Raw genomic sequence first — 18245 nt, 5'->3', positions numbered from 1 at the left:
TCACTCTTAATCCTATAAGAATGCAATAAGGGGCAAACCGCCCCTTATTCTTCAATCCGTTATTCAGCACCTATTTTCTGATCAACAGGGTCAGCACTTCGGCGTGATCCGTATGCGGGAACATATCAAACCACTGCACGCGAATCATTTGGTAACTGGCGAGCTCAGCGATGTCTTTGACCATGGTCTGCGGGTTACAGCTGGAATAAAGAATGTGTTTTGGCGCAAGCGCTTCCAACTGCGCGGTCAGCTCGCTCCCCAAACCACGGCGTGGAGGATTGACCAACACTAACTCTGGTGCACTCATCTGGCTTTGTGAAAACTTGGCAGAATCGAGCGCCGCAAAGCTGAGATTATCAATCCCCATCATTTGCGCCGAACGTTGCGCGCTGGCAATCGCTTCTGGTTCAATTTCAATGCCCGTTACAGCAGTGTCTGGCGCGGCGCAATGCAGCGCAAAGCCACCAACGCCACAAAACAGATCCCACATTTGCGTTGGCGCAATCTCGCGCACCCAAGCACGCGCGGTCGCGTATAGCTGCTCAGCCACTTGGGGATTAGTTTGGAAAAAGCTTTTCGGGCGGATCACCATAGGCACATCGTTGAACTGTTCAAGCAGGCTTTGCGTTTCGGTGAGGAAAATTTCCTCTTCACCTTCTAAACGCGCCATATGCACCGGCTGGATATTGACCGAAATGACTTCGATCATCGGGAAAGCCGTGATCAATGTCGGCAAATTGCGTTCAATTCGCTCAAGTACAGCATGGCTGCGCGCCACAAAACGCAGCATAAATTGGCCGCTGTTTTCACTGCGGGTGAGCAGAATAAACTTCAGTTCACCTTTTTTCTTCAGCTTGTTATAGGGCGGAATACCCGCGATGCGGATCCAATTTTCCAGATAAGCGAGCAGCTCTTGCATCGGCTGAGGATAAAGCGGACAAGTCACCAGCGACAAAGGCTGACCTTGCGCATCTTCAATGCCTAAAATCGGCGCGTGAGCCGCACCGAGCACCACCATTTTAGCTTTATTGCGAAACGCGGTATCAGCACTGGTGACAGGAGGTAACCACTGCACATCCATGGCTGGCGCAATCAACTCACGCAACTGCTGATCTTTATTCTCAACTTGCTGGGAATACGGCTGCGCACACTGGTGGCAAGAGGTACACCGTTTTTGAATAAAGAACTCACACTGCATAATATCGACCGCCGAAAAACAAAAGCCGTTAGTTTATTTGCCTTCCCGAAAATAACAACGAGAATTTTACGGATACCCTACTTCATGTTGTCGCCAACACAGCTGTCGCTGCCGATAAGCAGGAGATTCTCCAAACGACTTGGAGCGACAGCTAAGCGGGAGAATTAACCGCGAAGTTTATGCCACACTTCCATCACAGCCACTAAGAGGCTACCAGCCGCCACCCCAATCACACCATTAATGAGGGTCGGCATAAGCGCCCCCACCGCTGGCCATGCTTCAACCGTGTTCAGAATCGGTTCAAGAGCATGATGCACTGTGGGCACGTTATGCACCACGATCCCGCCGCCGACTAAAAACATCGCCGCGGTTCCGACTACCGTCAGCCCTTTCATCAACTTGGGCGCAAAACGCACTAACACACCACCCAAACTGGCTTTGAGTCCTTGGCCTTTGGATTGGCGTTGCAGGTAAAAACCTAAATCATCCAACTTCACTATGCCTGCCACCAAACCATACACACCGATCGTCATGATGACCGCAATCAAACTGACCACCAGAATTTGCGTGAGCATGGATTGCCCCAGCACGGTACCGAGAGCGATCACAATGATTTCTGCCGACAGAATAAAATCGGTGCGGATCGCACCACCAATTTTACGCTTTTCGTACTCAGCCACACTTTCTGTCGCCAAGCTTTCTGTTTCTAAACCCTCAGTCATCATAGCGGCAGCGCGTTGTTCGGTATCCTGCTTGGGGACTGGATGCAGCCATTTTTCGAGGATCTTCTCTGCACCTTCAAAACAGAGGAATAAACCACCGAGTAGCAGCAAAGGCATGATCAACCAAGGAGCGATGGAACTTATGATAAGTGCTGCCGGAACCAAAATCAGCTTATTACGAAACGAACCTTTGGCGACTGCCCAGACCACTGGAATTTCACGTTCAGCTGCCACGCCAGAGACTTGTTGCGCATTGAGCGCTAAGTCATCCCCCAGCACACCCGCCGTCTTTTTTGCGGCCATTTTCGACATCACAGCCACATCATCCAGTACCGTCGCAATATCATCGAGTAGGGTCAATAAGCTTGCGCCTGCCATACATCATCTCTCTTATTCATGGTTGAAATCGTGACAAAATGTAACACCAATCACCCTAGCAAGGGAAATGCTGTGATGACTTCAACGAAACGATTAAAAAGTGCCTTTGGTTGACCCCCATTCGAGAAAAGAGTAAATTCCCGCCCAGCAATAATTTAGGAACTTTTCTGCAATGCTTTACATCCTTTTCAAGAGTTTTGTTAGAAGGCTGAACTCCGCGCATTAACACGATGAAGTGTTGCTCGGAGCTTAATCTTTTAAATCTTCATCAGCGATAAGACTCACCTTTTGCTTTTAGCAAGAGGCGTAACTTTGTAGCTGAAGGATTGCAGAAGACTGGCCGACGATGATGCTTCATCGTCGGCTTTTCATTTCTGGCGTGCATTAACGTCAGACTTGAAGTTTCAACTTCTTGAGACGAGGGCCGGCCAATCAACCGCCCTCGTTTTTTATGGATGTAATGCAATGAGTTTACTGACAATCCAAAACCTCTCTCACCAAGTGGGTGACAAGGTTCTCTATCATAATGCCCACTTTACTTTGCACGCGGGCGAACACATCGGCGTGATTGGCCATAACGGGGTGGGAAAAAGTACCCTGTTCAAATTGCTGCAAGCGGAACTGCTGCCCGATCGCGGGCAGATTGAGTGGCAGCGCCATGTCCAGATCGGCTATCTGGATCAACACGCCCAAATGAATGAGCAACTCACGATTCGTGAACATCTGCAATCCACCTTCAAAGCACTGTATGAGCTTGAGGCGGAGATGATGTCCATCTACGCCGACCCTGAACAATGCGTTAATTCGCATGCTTTGCAGCGGGCGGCAGAGATCCAAACCAAGTTAGAAAGCCATGCTTTCTACACATTGGATACGCAGATTGAACATGTCGCGCAAGGTTTGGGAATTGTCCAATTGGGTTTAAACACGCAACTTAAGTACCTAAGTGGAGGCCAAAGGCACAAGGTGATTTTGGCGGCTTTGCTGTTGCAATCGCCCGATGTGTTGCTACTGGATGAACCCACCAACTATCTCGATACCGTACACATTGATTGGCTGGCGGACTATTTGAACGTATTCCAAGGGGCATTCATGGTGATCTCTCACGACCGTGCTTTTCTCAATCGTATTGCGACCACAACCTGCGATATTGATCATCAGCAGTTCTACAAATACAAAGGCAATATCGATAAAGCCCTAACGCAGAAAAGCCGCGATCAAGAGGCTTATACCAAACAATATCAGGCGCAGAGTAAGCAGATTGAAAAGCTGGAAAAGTTTATTGCCAAAAATGGCGCGGGCGTAAATGCCAGCATTGCCAATGGCCGCAAAAAACAGTTAGCGCGCATTGAGCGCTTAGCGGCTCCTGAAAAACAAAAATCCGTGGCCTTTTCTTTTAAAAGTGCACCGTGTCGTGCCCAAGAAATGCTGCTGACTTCTGAACTGTACATTGGCTACTCACGCCCGTTGCTCCCAAGCCTCTCATTTGCAATTCGCAGAGGGGAAAAAATGGCGGTGCGTGGATTTAACGGTATTGGTAAATCCACGTTGCTGAAAACACTGATTGGGCAAATACCTCCGCTCAGTGGCAACATCGAGCAAGCCAATGGCTTAAAAATCGGCTACTTCGAGCAAGAGCTTAAATGGTCAGATCTTGATGCCACGCCAGTGCAGCTGGTGAAATCGGTCGCTCATCAATCCGATGATAAAACGATCCGTCAGCATCTCGCGCAGTTTGGTTTATCTGGGAAAATGGTGCTTCAACCCATCAGCTCATTAAGCGGTGGGGAACAAACCAAGGTCAAACTATGCCAACTAACTCTGCAACCCACTCATCTGTTGATTTTAGATGAACCCACTACACATCTGGATAACACAGTGAAAAGCGCCTTAAAACAGGCGTTAGTCCGTTATTCAGGAACGCTAATTGTGGTCTCTCACGAAGAGGATTTCATACACGGCTGGCTGGATAAAACCATTGATATTCAAGCACTAACTGCTTCCACAACAACGCAAGCCTAACGAGGGTAAAGAAATGTTTTTAAAGGTTATGTTATTTCTGATTGCCTTCTTAGTCGGGGCGGATGAACTGATGTTAGGTCCGATTCTGACACCGATTGGCCATGACTTAGGTGTCCCTCCTGAGCGAGTGACCTTATTCATCACGGTTTACAGTGTCGCGTTAGCGTTGATCGCTCCGCTACTGGGTGGGTGGTCGGATCGCTTCGGGCGCTTAGCTATTATGTTACCTGCCTCGATCATTTTTGGTGCAGCTTCGATTGCGACCGGATTGGTCGAAACTTTTGAATGGGGCATCCTCACGCGGATCCTCACGGGATTAGCCAGTGCAGGGATGTTACCCATTGCTTTCGCGATGGCGGCCGATCGCTCAAGTACAGACATGATGAAGTGCATTGCTTCCGTACAATCAGGGCTCACTTTGGGCATGATCTCTAGCCCTGCCCTTGGTGCCTTGTTTGCTGAGTGGCTCTCTTGGCGTGCAGCGTTCATTGCTTTAGGTTTGGCTTCTTGGGGCGTTGCGTTAGGGTTGCTCATCATTCGCGTTCAAGATGATGAAAAACCGAAAGTCGCCCATCACGATGAGGTTGAATCAGCCAAACTCTGGAAGATCCCAGGGGCTTTAGGCGGCTTATCCGCCATGTGTTTGGGGTTAGGTGGCGGAATTGGCTTATTCAACTTAATAGGACAACATCTGCACGACACACAAGGCATGCCGATCTGGTCAGTCGGCAGTCTCTATGCCGTACTGGGATTCATCAGCGTGTTGGGCAATGTATTGCTCCCTCGCCTTGCTCATCGTTTTGAAAGCGGAAGACAAATCATGCGACTAGCTTTGGTAGTTTGTCTGGTGAGCAGTGTCGGATTTTACCTTTATCCTGCGCAGCAGCTTACTTTACTGATGCTGCCGCTGTTTTTTTGGGCACTCGCCGGAGGTATAGGCTCACCCGCACTGCAAAGTTATCTCTCAGGTTTGTCGTCCCAACATCGTGGGCGACTACTTTCATGGGCAATGACTATGATGCATATCGGTGTGGCTGTGTGGTCTGCCACCGCCGGACTGGCTTACAGTATGGGTAATTGGGCAATGGCACTCCTCGCCATTTTACTGTTTGGTTCTGCGATTGTGGTATTGCGTCCGGTTCGGCGTTAAATCCTGTCGTTTATCTCCATCACTCTGCACAATGCCGCGGTTTACTCCGCGGCATTGTTTATTTCACAACATGTGGTTAATCAATAGGGCTAGTTGCTATCGATTTCTGTCATGGAAACCGCCGGAGCGTCTAACTGCTGAGTGTATTCCACGGGTAATTGATTAAGTGCTAATTTCAACGCAGAAAAACATTCCGGATCGATCGCGGTATAAAGATTCTCCTCCATGATGGCCAGTGCTTTTTCTGTCGGCATCGCTGCGCGGTAAGGCCGCTCCGCACTGAGCGCATCAAAAATATCCGCCGTCGTTATCACTCGGGTCATCACGCTAATTTCATCGCCTTTTATCCCTCGCGGATAGCCCGTACCATCGAGTTTTTCATGATGTGCGCCCGCCATCCGCGCTAGGGTTTTGAAAGGTGACAGCTTCTGCAAAATTTGTTCGGTGAATGCGGCATGAGCTTGCACCGCTTGCCATTCCACATCATTTAACTTACCTGGTTTATCTAAAATCGCGTTACTTACCCCTAACTTACCAATGTCGTGCAACAATGCTGCGCGTCGCAACCAAGCTCGATCGGAGTCAGAGATGGCCAGTTGCCGTGCGATTAAATCTGTGTAAACCGCGACTCGCTCACTATGCCCAGCCGTATACGGACTTTTGGCATCGACGATTTTCCCAAATGCCGTCACTATGCATTCCAAATACTCATCATCCAAAGGTAAATGCGCTTGAGCCGGAGGCAGGTTCATCACCCGCAAGCTGATATCTGGAGACTGAAGACCCGCCACAAAGCGTGGGTTATCTACCAACTGTTCGACAATCTCGACCAAGTGCGGATCAAACCACACTCCGCTACGTGCGATGATCTCCTGCACCGCTTCGTCTAAATCATGTTCAACTTGAAAGACATCAAACACTTGCGCCAATAAGGCAATGCGAGCAAAAAGTGGAATAGATTCCCCTTTCAACTGTGCTGGTCGCCCTTGACCATTCCAATGCTCATCCAGTGAATGTATACCCTGAGCCACCGCCTCGCTAAATCTCAGCTCTCTTGCCACATCCGCACCACGAGTACAACGGGTTTGAATCAGCTCTTGCGCATAGTCGTTGCCATTTTTCAAAATATCTATCGTGGTTAAAATGCGCTCCGTCCAGCTTTGCTCTGAGCCAGTGTTTTTCACAATAAAGTTGATCACACTGGAAAGACTGGTTCCCACCGTTTTATAACGCCGTTTAAACGTCAGATCATCGGTGGCATACAGCTCACAAATTCGCGCTGCATTACTGCTACAACCCGCATCTTTCAACAATAGGGTAAAAAACAGATCATGAAGGTCAGACTCTGTGAGTTCTAATTGCATCCCGATATGCATGCCAATCCAACAACACCGAATACAGTGTTCTGGTGGCTGTCCTTCTGTCATATCGAGCGCTGTGGTCAGCGAAATCATTAATTCAGAGAGGGGAAATGTATTCTTTGCAACACTCATTAGGTTCGTTCATTCAACATTTTCCATGTTGGGAGTGTAGACAAAACAACCCTGTTCTGCCATGTGCTTCATGGTGATTTACATTGTTCAATCTCGCTAAAAAATAAAATATTTTACCAGTTCATAAAATAATCCTAGTCATATTGTTTTTTCCATGTATACTCACCCACAGCTCAGACAAATGAGCTATTAATGAAATTTAGTTCAAGTTTTACCTCAGTCTTTTTTCGATACCTTTCGTTCAACCTCTGTGATAGCTTCTCCTTTATAATCCATATAATAGCTTCTGTTTTAAGCCCTAATAAATCATTGTAAATATTATCTCTAGAGGTCTCTATGTCTAATAAAATGACTGGTTCTGTAAAATGGTTCAACGAAACTAAAGGTTTTGGTTTTCTTACTCAAGATAACGGTGGCAACGATGTGTTTGTTCACTTTAATTCTATCCAGTCAGAAGGTTTTAAAACTTTGACTGAAGGTCAACGTGTTAGCTTCACGGTTGAACAAGGTAAGAAAGGCCCACAAGCGTCTAACGTAGTTACGCTGTAAGCCAATTTCTGCGTGGTGCCCATGTGCGCCACGCTTTAACCACTCAGCAATACCTGACAACTCTTCCTCATTACTTCATTTTAATTCATCACAACGAGTAACTTATGTCTCGAAGAACTTCTCGCCAGCGACACTGGTATCAACTATTACGAGAGAAATCTCATCAACAAGAAACTTTAACTTATGATAAAAATCGAATTCCATCTTCTACAAAATAATCTCCGCTGGTCAGCTCACATTCATCAATTAAATAGTGACATTTTACAGCGTCATATTTTGCCAAGAATCAATTCCAATCATTATCCAATTTACTTTAATTTCTGCGAAACAAATCAGACAGGAAAAATACTCTCTGATATGGGAACTGAAATCGGTGAATTTAGTATTCATTAATTATTTTTGTAAGTGCCAAATAAAAATTTAATTCACTACTTCTGTTTAATTATATTTATTCTGTTATTTTCCCTCATTTCATTGGTTATTCTGCAGTTTTAGAATTTTGTTGCTCAGGCGTTATCAAAGCCTTACTCTTTTGCAACTCGATCAAAGACTGAGAACTAAAATGTCAGCTTTTTACCCTATCGGTGTGCCTGGTCAACCTTGGCAAGCCGCAGAGCGTCAAGCATGGCTCGCACAACGCCATATCCAACGCGAATACCAACAAGAAGTCGTACCAAAAATTTGGGCATTGCAAGATCAATTTGAGATCAGCACTTACGGTGCTCTTGCTTTTGATCCTATTCGCTATCCGTTGTATGTGGTGAAAAGCCGCAACTGGGATGCCAGCAAACCCACAGTGCTCATCACTGGTGGGGTACATGGCTATGAAACCAGTGGTGTGCACGGTGCGCTGCAATTTTTAGCCACCGCTGCAGAGCCTTATTTGCCCCACTTCAATCTGCTTGCTGCGCCTTGTGTGAGCCCTTGGGGTTACGAAACCATCAATCGTTGGAACCCAGATGCCATCGATCCCAACCGCTCTTTTGTTCAGAACAGTCCGGCACAAGAGGCCGCCTTATTGATGGCGATGGTTGCGGAGCACGAGCCCATTTTGCTGCATATTGATCTGCACGAAACGACCGATACAGATGAATCTGAGTTTCGTCCCGCCTTAGCGGCGCGAGATGGCAAAGACTACCTTGCAGGAACCATCCCTGATGGTTTTTACACCGTCGGAGATACTGAAAATCCGCAACTTGACTTTCAGCAAGCAGTGATTAATTCGGTACGCTGCGTGACGCATATCGCCCCAGCAGATGACAAAAACCAGATCATTGGCTCACCCGTGGTCGCAGATGGCATCATCCTCTATCCGATGAGAGGACTGGGCTTGTGTGGCGGCATGACTGATTGTACTTACGGCACCACTACCGAGGTCTACCCAGATAGCCCCAAAGTCACGGCGCAAAACTGCAATGATGCACAGGTCGCGGCCATTGTTGGCGCGCTCGATTATGTGCTCGCCAATCAGCCAAGCCTACTAAGCTAATAATCGACTTTTATACTGCTCCGGGGTCAACCCGGAGTATTTTTTAAACATGGTGATAAATGGGCTGGCTTGGTTATAGCCGAGCGTTAGTGCCACCTCTTTTACGGCATGACCTTGGCGTAACAATTCCATAGAATAGAGATAGCGCACCCGAAGCCGCCATTCCGTAAAGCTCATACCCAATTCTGCCTGACAATGGCGCGCTAACGTTCGCTCCGTGGTATGCACCTTCTCTGCCCACTGCTGCAATGTCGTGTTATCGGTTGGATTTTCTTCCACTGAAGCCAAAATCGGCGCTAAATGTTTGTGATTTGTCGAAGGAAGAAAGTGATGCTGAGTTTCGCGAGTCGCCAGTTGATCGAGTAACACTTGCACTAATCGCTTATCTTCACTGCTGTGCGCGACATTGATGTTACGTTCTCTAAAATCATCAATAATGGCCGAAACAATCGACGTTACCTTAATTAAACTGGTTTTAGCAGGAAACGCCGAGGTCAAATTAGAGGCAATATTAAGCGAACAATATTCGATAGGTTTACGATTGTAGCTTCGATGACAGATCCCCGCAGGAACCCAAATGGCTAAGTGAGGAGGTGCTAGAAAGCGCGTATCCTCCGCTTCCATTTCCAAAATCCCGCCAGAAATGAGCTGCACTTGCCCCCAAGCGTGGCTGTGCTCGCGAGTTTCCGTATTAGATAAAAAGGCTTCAAAATTCATAAACACCTCGGAGGGTGGGTGTTCAATGGATAATGAAGGATGGAGATGACGAGTGCGTTTTTTCAATCTTGTCTTCCTATCGCTCGCAATGTCTTTTTAGAGATAGTTGTAATTATAAAGACCTGCCACACTATATCCAGAGAAACAAATTGCGACGAGGCTCACATGATTTATCTTCTGCCATTTTTAACTGTGTTGATTTGGGGTGGCAACTCGATTGTCAACAAACTCGCCGCCGCCACTATTGAGCCAAGCGCAATGAGTTTTTATCGCTGGTTATTAGCTATGGCCATTCTTACCCCATTCTGCTTACCCAGTGCCATTCGCCAGTGGGCGGTGGTTAAGCACAACTTCAGCAAACTGGCATTTTTGGCTTTGCTCGGTATGGTACTTAACCAGTCTCTCGGTTATTACGCAGGGCTCACCACGACTGCCACTAATATGTCACTGATCACCTCTTTTGTTCCCTTGATGAGTGTTTTCATTAGTCTGCCTCTACTCAACAAACCTATTTCGGCGCTCAGTATTGTCGGTGGTGTACTTTCACTGTGTGGCCTTGCTTACATGTTAGGAGAAGGCAACCCACTGTTTTTCTTACATCAAAGTGTTACCGAAGGTGATGCTTTGATGGTAATGGCGGCGTTAGTCTATGCCTTATATTGCGTACTCCTCAAACGCTGGAAAATGCCCTTTAGCAACTGGACTTTGATTTATCTACAAGGGGTTTGTGCCGTATTTATGCTTACACCACTCTGGTTAACCAGTGATCATTTACTCCCAACCGAGGGATCACTCTCTTTGATTGCCTACGCAGGAATCGCCGCTTCATTACTGGCACCTTGGATGTGGGTTAAAGCGATTGACGCGATTGGTGCTGACTCCACCGCCATGTTTATGAACCTGCTACCCGTGTTCTCTGTTTCATTGGCCGCCACATTATTGGGTGAAACCGTACAACCTTATCATCTGCTTGGTGGGTTATTGGTGATCAGTGGTGTCGCACTTTCACAACTCAAAATTCAGCGCCGTAATGATGACGGCGTCGAAAAAGTGACACAAGTATAAAAGCGAACATTTTCACGCGCAAAACAGCGTTCAACACGCTATCTTTAAAGAATAAGAAACACGTCGCAAGACGTAATAAAAGTAAAGATTGGCTAGGTTCCCCGATCCTTAACCTCCAATGATTTGACTGAGGTTGGGAATGCAGAGGTGAGCCTATGATTGAACTTAATAGTATTGAAGAGCTTTTTGATAACCAGCAGTTCACCTTGCACGAGATTGTGCTCAATGAGCTGGGCGTGTATGTTTTTGTCAAAAATCGTCGTGGGGAATATCTCTACGCCAATCCCCTCACTTTAGAATTGTTCAATACCGATGAATCCTCTTTAATTGGTAAGACTGACCACGATTTTTTCTTTGATGACCAGCTCAGTGATATCTTAGCCGCCGATCAACATGTCTTTGAGACGCGCTCATCCGTCATTCATGAAGAACGTGCCACGGCTAAATCAAATGGGCTAGTACGGGTCTACCGAGCAGTAAAACACCCAATTTTGCACCGACTCACCGGTGAAGTTATCGGGTTAATTGGTGTCTCAACCGACATCACTGACATTGTTGAGCTACGTGAACAACTCTACCAGCTCGCCAATACCGACTCTTTAACTCAGCTGTGCAATCGACGTAAATTGTGGGCGGATTTTCGTTCAGCCTTCACTCGCGCAAAAAATTCAAAGCAACCCTTAAGCTGCATCTCTATCGATATCGATAACTTCAAACTGATCAATGACCAATTTGGTCACGATAAAGGCGATGAGGTGTTGTGTTTCCTCGCTAAACTCTTCAATGACGTCATTTCAGAGCACCATTTCTGTGGCCGCGTAGGCGGTGAGGAATTCATCATAGTGCTAGAGAATACGGACGTAGAAACAGCTTTCGCGTTAGCAGAGCAAATCCGCCAACGTTTCGCTGAGCACCCTTTCTTCGATCAACAAGAGCATATCTATCTGTGCGCGGGCGTATCTAGCCTACATCATGGAGATCATGATATTGCGGATATTTATCGACGATCTGACCAAGCTCTGTATAAAGCGAAACGCAGTGGGCGCAACCGTTGCTGTATCTATCGTCAATCCACAAACTAACTCACTCGCATCACACGTCTAGGTGGTATTTCTTTTCGTTTTTGTGAAAAAAGATTAAAAACGAAAAGAAAACGTAAGAAAACGCAAACCAAGATTTGAAATCAGGCAATGACTCCGTACACTGAGGGCAGTTCAAATCATAAGGATATCCCGGTGAAAGCAGTTAAGCGCCATCAAGAAATCATTGAATTAGTTCAAGCCCAAGGGTTTGTGAGTACAGAAGAGCTGGTAGATCGATTTGATGTCAGCCCACAAACCATACGCCGCGATCTCAACGAACTTGCAGATGCCAATAAACTACGCCGCAACCATGGTGGCGCAACGATTGCCACCAGTTCAGAAAACTCCTCATACCATACTCGACAAGTATCCTATCAAGATGAAAAAGAAAAAGTCGCTGCCGCTTTAGTGGAACATATTCCTGATGGTGCAACACTGTTTATTGATATCGGCACAACACCAGAAGCCATTGCACGTGCTTTGATGGTTAATCACCACCAACTGCGAGTGGTGACCAACAATTTAAACGTTGCGACGATGCTAATGAGTAAACCTGACTTCAGTATCATTCTTGCGGGCGGTGAAGTACGTAACAAAGATGGCGGCGTTACCGGTGAAGCCACTCTGGATTTTATCTCACAGTTTCGTTTGGATTTCGGCATTTTAGGCATCAGTGGCATTGATTACGACGGCTCGCTTCTGGATTTCGACTACCATGAAGTGCGCGTAAAACGTGCAATTATCGAAAATAGCCGTAGCGTGTTCCTTGCTATTGACCACAGTAAATTTGGTCGTAACGCGATGGTGAAACTCGGTACACTCGCCGATGTCGACTTAATCATTACCGACCAAACACCACCAAAAGAGATCGAATCATTCGCGAAAGAGCATGAAGTCACCATTCAAGTGGTGTAACTCGATAGAAGGTTGATCATCGAGACGAAGGAAAGGCGCGAAAGCGCCTTTTTTCATACACAAAATGCACAAATTATTGCCTGTGTGTAAAAGATTTGTTGTTATTGGCTCTACACTTATTTGAGCAAAAGGCTCAAAACGAAAATGAAGGATAAGCCGATGAGCAGTGGCAAACGAGAGATCACATTACGTTTTCTGGCAGAACCAGGGGATGTCAATTTTGGGGGCAAAGTGCACGGTGGTGCGGTAATGAAATGGATTGACCTTGCTGCCTATGCTTGTGCCGCAGCTTGGAGTGGTAAATACTGCATTACAGCTTATGCGGGCGGTATACGCTTTGTAGCCCCCATTCATGTCGGCAACCTAGTCGAAGTGAATGCCAAGGTAATCTATACCGGAAAAACCTCCATGCACATCGCAATTGACGTACAGGCTAGCGATCCCAAATTCCTGAAAAACCATCTCACCACTCATTGCATCGTGATCATGGTAGCAGTGGATGAAGCTGGAAAACCTTCACTCGTGCCTGAATGGGTTCCGCAAACCAAAGAAGATCAGGAATTACGTGCTTCCGCGATCCGATTAATGAACATGCGCACTGAGATCGGTGAAGAAATGGAAGCGCACGTCAAATATCTGAAAAATTAAAGGTATATCCTGCGCTTTGGCCTCTTGGTAGGAGCGCTTGTCATCGAACTGTCATCAAGCTTTGTTTAAATCCATGCCCATCTTTGGCTCATGGATTTAACGCTTTTGTTATGGCGATTACCCTAGATAAAATCACCCTCACCGAAACGACCCTCACCAATCCCAAAGCGGTCGAATATCAATGGGTAAGAACGCTGTATGTTCAAGGCTATCAACCAGAAGCGATTAATCACTACATTCAAGCTTGCTTTGGGGGAGATGCCACTTTCGCCGATCTTTTCCGACGAGTGGCTATGCATGAAGAGAGTTTGTATCTGCTGTTACAATACTTAAATTGTGCGCCTTCCAGCCGTGAGTTCTAATTTTTTTGCACCGGTTGATGTCATTACAACTCAATATCCGATCTGACTCGCATCCTCTATTTGTTTCACTGTTGAGAAACAGGGTTGTGCTTATACTGGCAACCGTTTCGCAAAACTGGTTATCCTAATCCTTAGTCATAAAAAAACCCGAGCTAAGCTCAGGTTTTGGTTACAAAAACTGTTAGTCGTGAACTAGTAAGGAATAGAGCTAACAGCCAGCTATGCGTAACGCCAGAATTGAAGCTTCTTAACTTGTCGGCGGCCAAACCAATTAATGTTAAGAAGAGACAAAATGGGCGACTCTACGTCGCCCTTATCGTTATTATCCTTTCACACCGCCAGCGGTAAGTCCTCCGACAAGCCAACGCTGTGCAAGTAAAAATACGATCGTGATTGGAAGTGCTGAGAGCACCGCAGCGGCGGCAAAATCCCCCCACAGATAGTTCTGAGGATAAAGATACTGCTGCATACCAACCGCAAGCGTGTATGAGTTTACATCAGAAAGCAGCAAAGACGCCACCGGAACTTCACCCACCACACCAATAAATGACAGAATGAATACCACCGCAAGGATAGGCACAGATAACGGAAGCAGCACCAATCTGAACGCTTGCCATGGTGTAGCGCCATCCAAAGCTGCGGCTTCTTCTAATGAACGGTCGATAGTTTCGAAGTAACCTTTAATGGTCCAAACATGCAGCGCAATCCCACCAAGGTAGGAGAAGATCAGCCCACCATGCGTGTTCAAGCCCAAGAAGGGAATGTACTGCCCAAGCTTATCAAACAAGGCATACAACGCGACCAAGGCCAGAACTGCAGGGAACATTTGGAAAATCATCATCGCTTTTAAGATGGTTTCTTTGCCTTTAAAACGCATACGAGCAAAGGCGTAAGCCGAAGTAGTAGAAAGCGCCACAATCAATACCGATGTAATGCCCGCCACTTTTACCGAGTTCCACAGCCATGTCATGACAGGAAAAGGGGGCGGTGTCACTGTGCCATCAGCATTTTGTACTGCAATACCCAATGCTAGCTTCCAGTGCTCCAATGAAGGACGATCCGGAATCAAGCTGCCGGTTGCGAAGTTACCTTCGCGAAACGAGATCGCGACAATCATCAGTAGTGGGAAAATAATTAACGCTAGGAACACCCAGAGTGTCGCATGGGTTGCCCACACGCGATACTTGAGAGATTTGCCTTGTACCATCGCCATATGAATGCTCCTTATTGTTGGCTCAGCTTAGTAAAACGCAGGTTGAGCAGCGCTAACGCGCCCACTAGCAAGAAGATCAGCGTCGCAATCGCACTCGCCAAACCAAAGTCTTGACCGCCACCACCTTCAAACGCGATGCGGTAGGTATAACTCACCAGAAGATCGGTATAACCCGCAGGCTCAGAAGTACCGATGCGGTTTGGCCCACCTTGAGTTAAAAGCTGAATCATCACAAAGTTGTTGAAGTTAAAAGCAAAGCTGGCAATCAATAACGGAGTCAGCGGTTTGATCATCATCGGCAAGGTGATTTTGGTGAAGTTGTTAATAAAATTCGCACCATCAATCGCCGATGCTTCGTACAAATCATCAGGAATCGCTTTCAGTAAGCCCATACACAAGATCATCATGTAAGGGAAGCCAAGCCAAGTGTTCACAATTAACACCATGGTTTTGGCCATTAACGGATCTGAGAACCAAGCAGGGCTTAAGCCAAACAAGCCATTGAGCACCATGTTAATCTCACCGAAGCTCTGGTTGAACAGGCCACGGAAAATCAAGATCGAAATGAAAGCAGGCACCGCGTAAGGCAAGATCAGCAGCACACGATAAATCGCACGTCCTTTCAATGCTTCCCATTGCACCACGCTGGCTAATACAAGACCGATCATCAGGGTGAAAATCACCGTCAGTACCGAGAAAATCACCGTCCAGATGAAGATGTTGATAAACGGCTCTTTGATGCCATCATCTTTCCATACTCGTTCAAAGTTGTGTGTGCCAATTGACACCACAAATCCTGGTGAAACTCGCTCACCGACAAATTCGCCGCTCTCATTGATGGGTTGATAAAAACCAATCTCCATATTGGGGCGCAACGTCTGACCGGATTGGTTGTTGGTGAGTGTTTCACCATCATCCTGCAAGGTATAGAGGGGTTTCACCGCAGCAAATTTACGTAGGCCACTCATGCGAATGTCTTCACCATCAGGGAAATGCAGATCGATGCCGCTCAGTTGCGTGCGATACCCAACGATGGTCTTAATCGGCTCGATGTCCCCCTCAATGCCACCAATCGCTTCAAGGTTAAGATCCGACGGAATATTGCTGCTGAGAGAGAAAGGAGGAGTAGCTAAACGCTCTTCACCATTTTCAATCACCAAACGGTAGCCTTGCTCGGTGTTATAAAGTTGGAAAGCATAACTCTCACCACTTTGGAAGGTTTGATCCATCAACACCGATTGTGTGCGCTCAAGAGTAAGCTGGTTTTTCGCGCTGTAGTTTGTGAAAGCTAGGCCAACGGTGTAGGCCAGTGGGAACAGAATAAACAGAATCATCCCCGCAATACCGGGATAAATATAACGATGTGCGTAAGTTTTACGACTACCGAAAACATACAGTGCCAAAGTGGTGAGGATCAGCGTCAGCAATGCAAACGCTACCTCCCCACGAGAATACATAAGAATGGTTGCGTAGCCATTCACGATACCTACCGCGCCAAGTACTGCCCATTTTAAAAACGCACGTTTGTCGGCTGGACGTACCGCAGTTGGATCGGACATAGCCTGTGTACCTTGAACTGACTGCATAAAGAACCTGCTAGCGTGTTGTTACCAAGAAATGCGGAGGGGGAAAATCTCCCCCTCCAAGGTGTGACGATGGGTTATTTCGTCATCTGTTTTTCAGCGTCTGCCAGTGCAGCATCGACGGTTTGACGGCCATCAACAATGTTAACAATCGTATTTTTCGCAGCACCCCAGAATGCGCTCATTTGGGGGATGTTGGGCATGATTTCGCCATTCATCGCGTTATCCATGGTGGCAGCGATGCGTGCATCTGCATCCAATTCACGTTGGAAAGAGTTCAACGCGACCGCACCTAATGGCTTGTCGTTGTTTACCATACGCAGACCATCGTTAGTCAGCAGATAGTTTTCGATGAATTCCACCGCCAGATCTTTATTTGGAGAAGCGGTGCTGATGCCGGCGGTGAGAACGCCAACGAAAGGTTTTGACGCTTGGCCGTTAAATTTAGGCAAAGTGGTCACACCGTAGTTGATGCCCGATTTCTCGATGTTGCCCCAAGACCACGGACCGTTGATGGTCATCGCGGTATTACCTTGGTTAAAGGCAGCTTCAGACACTGAGTAGTCCATATCTGGGGAGATCACGCCTTTATCCACTAGGCCTTTCACGAAGTTCATCGCTTCTTTTACGCCTTTGTTGTTGATGCCAGCATCTTTCACATCATAGCCATCAACACCGTATTTGAATGCGTAACCGCCATCAGCCGCCATCAAAGGCCATGTGAAATAAGGTTCTTTCAGGTTCCACATGATGGCTGATTTGCCTTGTTTTTTCAGTTTGGCATCCAGCTCAGCCACTTCTTCCCAATTTTTTGGTGGGTTTGGTACTAAATCTTTGTTGTAAATCAGCGATAGGGATTCCACTGCAATTGGGTAACCAATGATCTTGCCATTGTATTTCACTGCATCCCATGCGAAATCGACAATGCCTTCTTTAACCTTTGCAGAAGGTTTGACCTCAACCAGTAGACCCGCATCTGCGTAACCACCAAAACGGTCGTGAGCCCAGAACACAATATCAGGACCATCACCGGTTGCAGCTGTTTGTGGGAATTTATCTTGCAATCCATCAGGGTGAGCGACGGTCACTTTTACCCCCGTGTCGGCTTCGAACTTTTTACCGACTTCCGCCAGACCGTTATAGCCTTTATCACCATTGATCCAAATAGTGAGTTGTCCTTCTTCAATAGCAGCATGGGCACCAAACGAACCAAGAGCCACCAGAGTGCTCAGCGCGACTGTGCTTAGGGCATTTTTCATGTTCATATCCTTTTATTTTTGTGTTGTAGGGCTCACCAGGAGGTTTTGCCGTATTTCGCCATTTATCATCAGTAAAAATCGCGATTTACTCATCCTCCTGCCCCCTACGCCCTCGATATTATGGCGTATTTTCGTGATCTCTATCGGCTGACGTGAGCGAGCTAAATCACAAAAAACAGGTTTGATGTGATCCTACTCAACTTATCAGCCCTCAATAATTTGAACTGGATCTAACTACGCCTTAATGCCCCTCCTCCACCTCCTCCTCACCTACTCCCCCTACAAAAAAACAGATGAGGAGGATGTATCATTTGCTCCTTTCACAGAAACTAGCCTCATCCCATAGAGGATGGTAAGAGCCTTTCCAGTTCACGGTTTGTGGCTGGTTCCACCGCCAAGT

At 46.9% G+C, this 18245-nt stretch carries 16 protein-coding genes; 9 read left to right on the top strand and 7 right to left on the bottom strand.

All coding sequences use genetic code 11. The annotated features are described in order from the left end of the window. Window positions 1-70: 70 nt before the first annotated feature. Window positions 71-1198, bottom strand: a complete 1128-nt coding sequence (gene rlmC / locus EPB59_RS17300) for a 23S rRNA (uracil(747)-C(5))-methyltransferase RlmC (protein WP_154174056.1) — start codon at window positions 1196-1198, stop codon at window positions 71-73. A gap of 164 nt (window positions 1199-1362) precedes the next feature. Continuing rightward, entirely contained in the window at window positions 1363-2298 is a 936-nt protein-coding gene (locus EPB59_RS17295) for a DUF808 domain-containing protein (protein WP_154174054.1), read from the bottom strand. Window positions 2299-2763: 465 nt separating this feature from the next. On the opposite strand from EPB59_RS17295, the gene EPB59_RS17290 reads away from it, so the two are divergent. Beyond that, window positions 2764-4320, top strand: coding sequence for an ABC-F family ATP-binding cassette domain-containing protein (locus EPB59_RS17290; protein WP_154174052.1), 1557 nt, complete (start codon window positions 2764-2766; stop codon window positions 4318-4320). Between the two features lie 13 nt (window positions 4321-4333). Further along, window positions 4334-5470 (top strand): MFS transporter, encoded by a 1137-nt coding sequence (locus EPB59_RS17285; protein WP_154174051.1) that lies wholly within the window; start codon window positions 4334-4336, stop codon window positions 5468-5470. Window positions 5471-5559: 89 nt separating this feature from the next. On the opposite strand, the gene EPB59_RS17280 is transcribed toward EPB59_RS17285, so the two are convergent. Beyond that, window positions 5560-6963 carry an HD-GYP domain-containing protein gene (locus tag EPB59_RS17280; protein ID WP_154174050.1) on the bottom strand — a complete coding sequence of 468 codons (1404 nt, stop codon included), beginning with the start codon at window positions 6961-6963 and terminating at the stop codon, window positions 5560-5562. A gap of 336 nt (window positions 6964-7299) precedes the next feature. On the opposite strand from EPB59_RS17280, the gene cspE reads away from it, so the two are divergent. Both cspE and EPB59_RS17270 read left to right on the top strand, forming a co-directional pair. Further along, window positions 7300-7512: a transcription antiterminator/RNA stability regulator CspE gene (gene cspE / locus EPB59_RS17275; protein WP_000066499.1), complete on the top strand. Its 213-nt coding sequence runs from the start codon at window positions 7300-7302 to the stop codon at window positions 7510-7512. Between the two features lie 562 nt (window positions 7513-8074). After that, window positions 8075-9001, top strand: a complete 927-nt coding sequence (locus EPB59_RS17270) for a M14 family metallopeptidase (protein WP_154174049.1) — start codon at window positions 8075-8077, stop codon at window positions 8999-9001. Here the strand turns inward: EPB59_RS17270 and EPB59_RS17265 are convergent. After that, a complete protein-coding gene (locus EPB59_RS17265) occupies window positions 8993-9784 on the bottom strand; it encodes an AraC family transcriptional regulator (protein ID WP_055050330.1) in 792 nt (263 codons plus the stop codon). The genes EPB59_RS17270 and EPB59_RS17265 overlap by 9 nt on opposite strands. A 99-nt stretch (window positions 9785-9883) precedes the next feature. Between EPB59_RS17265 and EPB59_RS17260 the strand changes: the two genes are divergently transcribed. From EPB59_RS17260 to EPB59_RS17240, 5 genes are all read left to right on the top strand, one after another. Further along, window positions 9884-10783: a DMT family transporter gene (locus EPB59_RS17260; RefSeq protein ID WP_154174048.1), complete on the top strand. Its 900-nt coding sequence runs from the start codon at window positions 9884-9886 to the stop codon at window positions 10781-10783. A gap of 155 nt (window positions 10784-10938) precedes the next feature. Beyond that, complete coding sequence (locus tag EPB59_RS17255) at window positions 10939-11865, top strand: GGDEF domain-containing protein (protein ID WP_055032810.1); 927 nt, start codon at window positions 10939-10941, stop codon at window positions 11863-11865. Between the two features lie 153 nt (window positions 11866-12018). Continuing rightward, window positions 12019-12780 carry a DeoR/GlpR family transcriptional regulator gene (locus tag EPB59_RS17250; protein ID WP_055030145.1) on the top strand — a complete coding sequence of 254 codons (762 nt, stop codon included), beginning with the start codon at window positions 12019-12021 and terminating at the stop codon, window positions 12778-12780. Between the two features lie 159 nt (window positions 12781-12939). Further along, window positions 12940-13428 carry an acyl-CoA thioesterase gene (locus tag EPB59_RS17245; RefSeq protein WP_000094381.1) on the top strand — a complete coding sequence of 163 codons (489 nt, stop codon included), beginning with the start codon at window positions 12940-12942 and terminating at the stop codon, window positions 13426-13428. A 110-nt stretch (window positions 13429-13538) separates the two neighbouring features. Continuing rightward, window positions 13539-13790, top strand: a complete 252-nt coding sequence (locus tag EPB59_RS17240; RefSeq protein ID WP_055030144.1) for a hypothetical protein — start codon at window positions 13539-13541, stop codon at window positions 13788-13790. A gap of 322 nt (window positions 13791-14112) precedes the next feature. Here EPB59_RS17240 and malG read toward each other — a convergent pair whose 3' ends face one another. From malG to malE, 3 genes are all read right to left on the bottom strand, one after another. Further along, window positions 14113-15003: a maltose ABC transporter permease MalG gene (malG, locus tag EPB59_RS17235; RefSeq protein ID WP_055030143.1), complete on the bottom strand. Its 891-nt coding sequence runs from the start codon at window positions 15001-15003 to the stop codon at window positions 14113-14115. Window positions 15004-15014: 11 nt separating this feature from the next. Then, window positions 15015-16589: a maltose ABC transporter permease MalF gene (malF, locus tag EPB59_RS17230; protein ID WP_154174047.1), complete on the bottom strand. Its 1575-nt coding sequence runs from the start codon at window positions 16587-16589 to the stop codon at window positions 15015-15017. A gap of 74 nt (window positions 16590-16663) precedes the next feature. Then, window positions 16664-17845, bottom strand: a complete 1182-nt coding sequence (malE, locus tag EPB59_RS17225; protein WP_055032812.1) for a maltose/maltodextrin ABC transporter substrate-binding protein MalE — start codon at window positions 17843-17845, stop codon at window positions 16664-16666. Window positions 17846-18245 lie beyond the last annotated feature (400 nt).

Source organism: Vibrio metoecus (genome assembly GCF_009665255.1).
Lineage (GTDB): Bacteria > Pseudomonadota > Gammaproteobacteria > Enterobacterales > Vibrionaceae > Vibrio > Vibrio metoecus_B.
Note: the sequence above shows the minus strand (reverse complement) of the source record. Positions and strands in the feature narration are given on the sequence as shown.

Excerpts from the sequence above, each read along its gene's own strand:
- malE (WP_055032812.1), bottom strand. The coding sequence starts at position 17,845 with ATGAAAAATGCCCTAAGCACAGTCGCGCTGAGCACTCTGGTGGCTCTT.
- EPB59_RS17290 (WP_154174052.1), top strand. The coding sequence starts at position 2,764 with ATGAGTTTACTGACAATCCAAAACCTCTCTCACCAAGTGGGTGACAAG.
- EPB59_RS17245 (WP_000094381.1), top strand. The coding sequence starts at position 12,940 with ATGAGCAGTGGCAAACGAGAGATCACATTACGTTTTCTGGCAGAACCA.
- EPB59_RS17240 (WP_055030144.1), top strand. The coding sequence starts at position 13,539 with ATGGCGATTACCCTAGATAAAATCACCCTCACCGAAACGACCCTCACC.
- cspE (WP_000066499.1), top strand. The coding sequence starts at position 7,300 with ATGTCTAATAAAATGACTGGTTCTGTAAAATGGTTCAACGAAACTAAA.
- EPB59_RS17295 (WP_154174054.1), bottom strand. The coding sequence starts at position 2,298 with ATGGCAGGCGCAAGCTTATTGACCCTACTCGATGATATTGCGACGGTA.
- EPB59_RS17270 (WP_154174049.1), top strand. The coding sequence starts at position 8,075 with ATGTCAGCTTTTTACCCTATCGGTGTGCCTGGTCAACCTTGGCAAGCC.
- malF (WP_154174047.1), bottom strand. The coding sequence starts at position 16,589 with ATGCAGTCAGTTCAAGGTACACAGGCTATGTCCGATCCAACTGCGGTA.
- EPB59_RS17255 (WP_055032810.1), top strand. The coding sequence starts at position 10,939 with ATGATTGAACTTAATAGTATTGAAGAGCTTTTTGATAACCAGCAGTTC.
- EPB59_RS17285 (WP_154174051.1), top strand. The coding sequence starts at position 4,334 with ATGTTTTTAAAGGTTATGTTATTTCTGATTGCCTTCTTAGTCGGGGCG.
- EPB59_RS17280 (WP_154174050.1), bottom strand. The coding sequence starts at position 6,963 with ATGAGTGTTGCAAAGAATACATTTCCCCTCTCTGAATTAATGATTTCG.
- malG (WP_055030143.1), bottom strand. The coding sequence starts at position 15,003 with ATGGCGATGGTACAAGGCAAATCTCTCAAGTATCGCGTGTGGGCAACC.
- rlmC (WP_154174056.1), bottom strand. The coding sequence starts at position 1,198 with ATGCAGTGTGAGTTCTTTATTCAAAAACGGTGTACCTCTTGCCACCAG.
- EPB59_RS17260 (WP_154174048.1), top strand. The coding sequence starts at position 9,884 with ATGATTTATCTTCTGCCATTTTTAACTGTGTTGATTTGGGGTGGCAAC.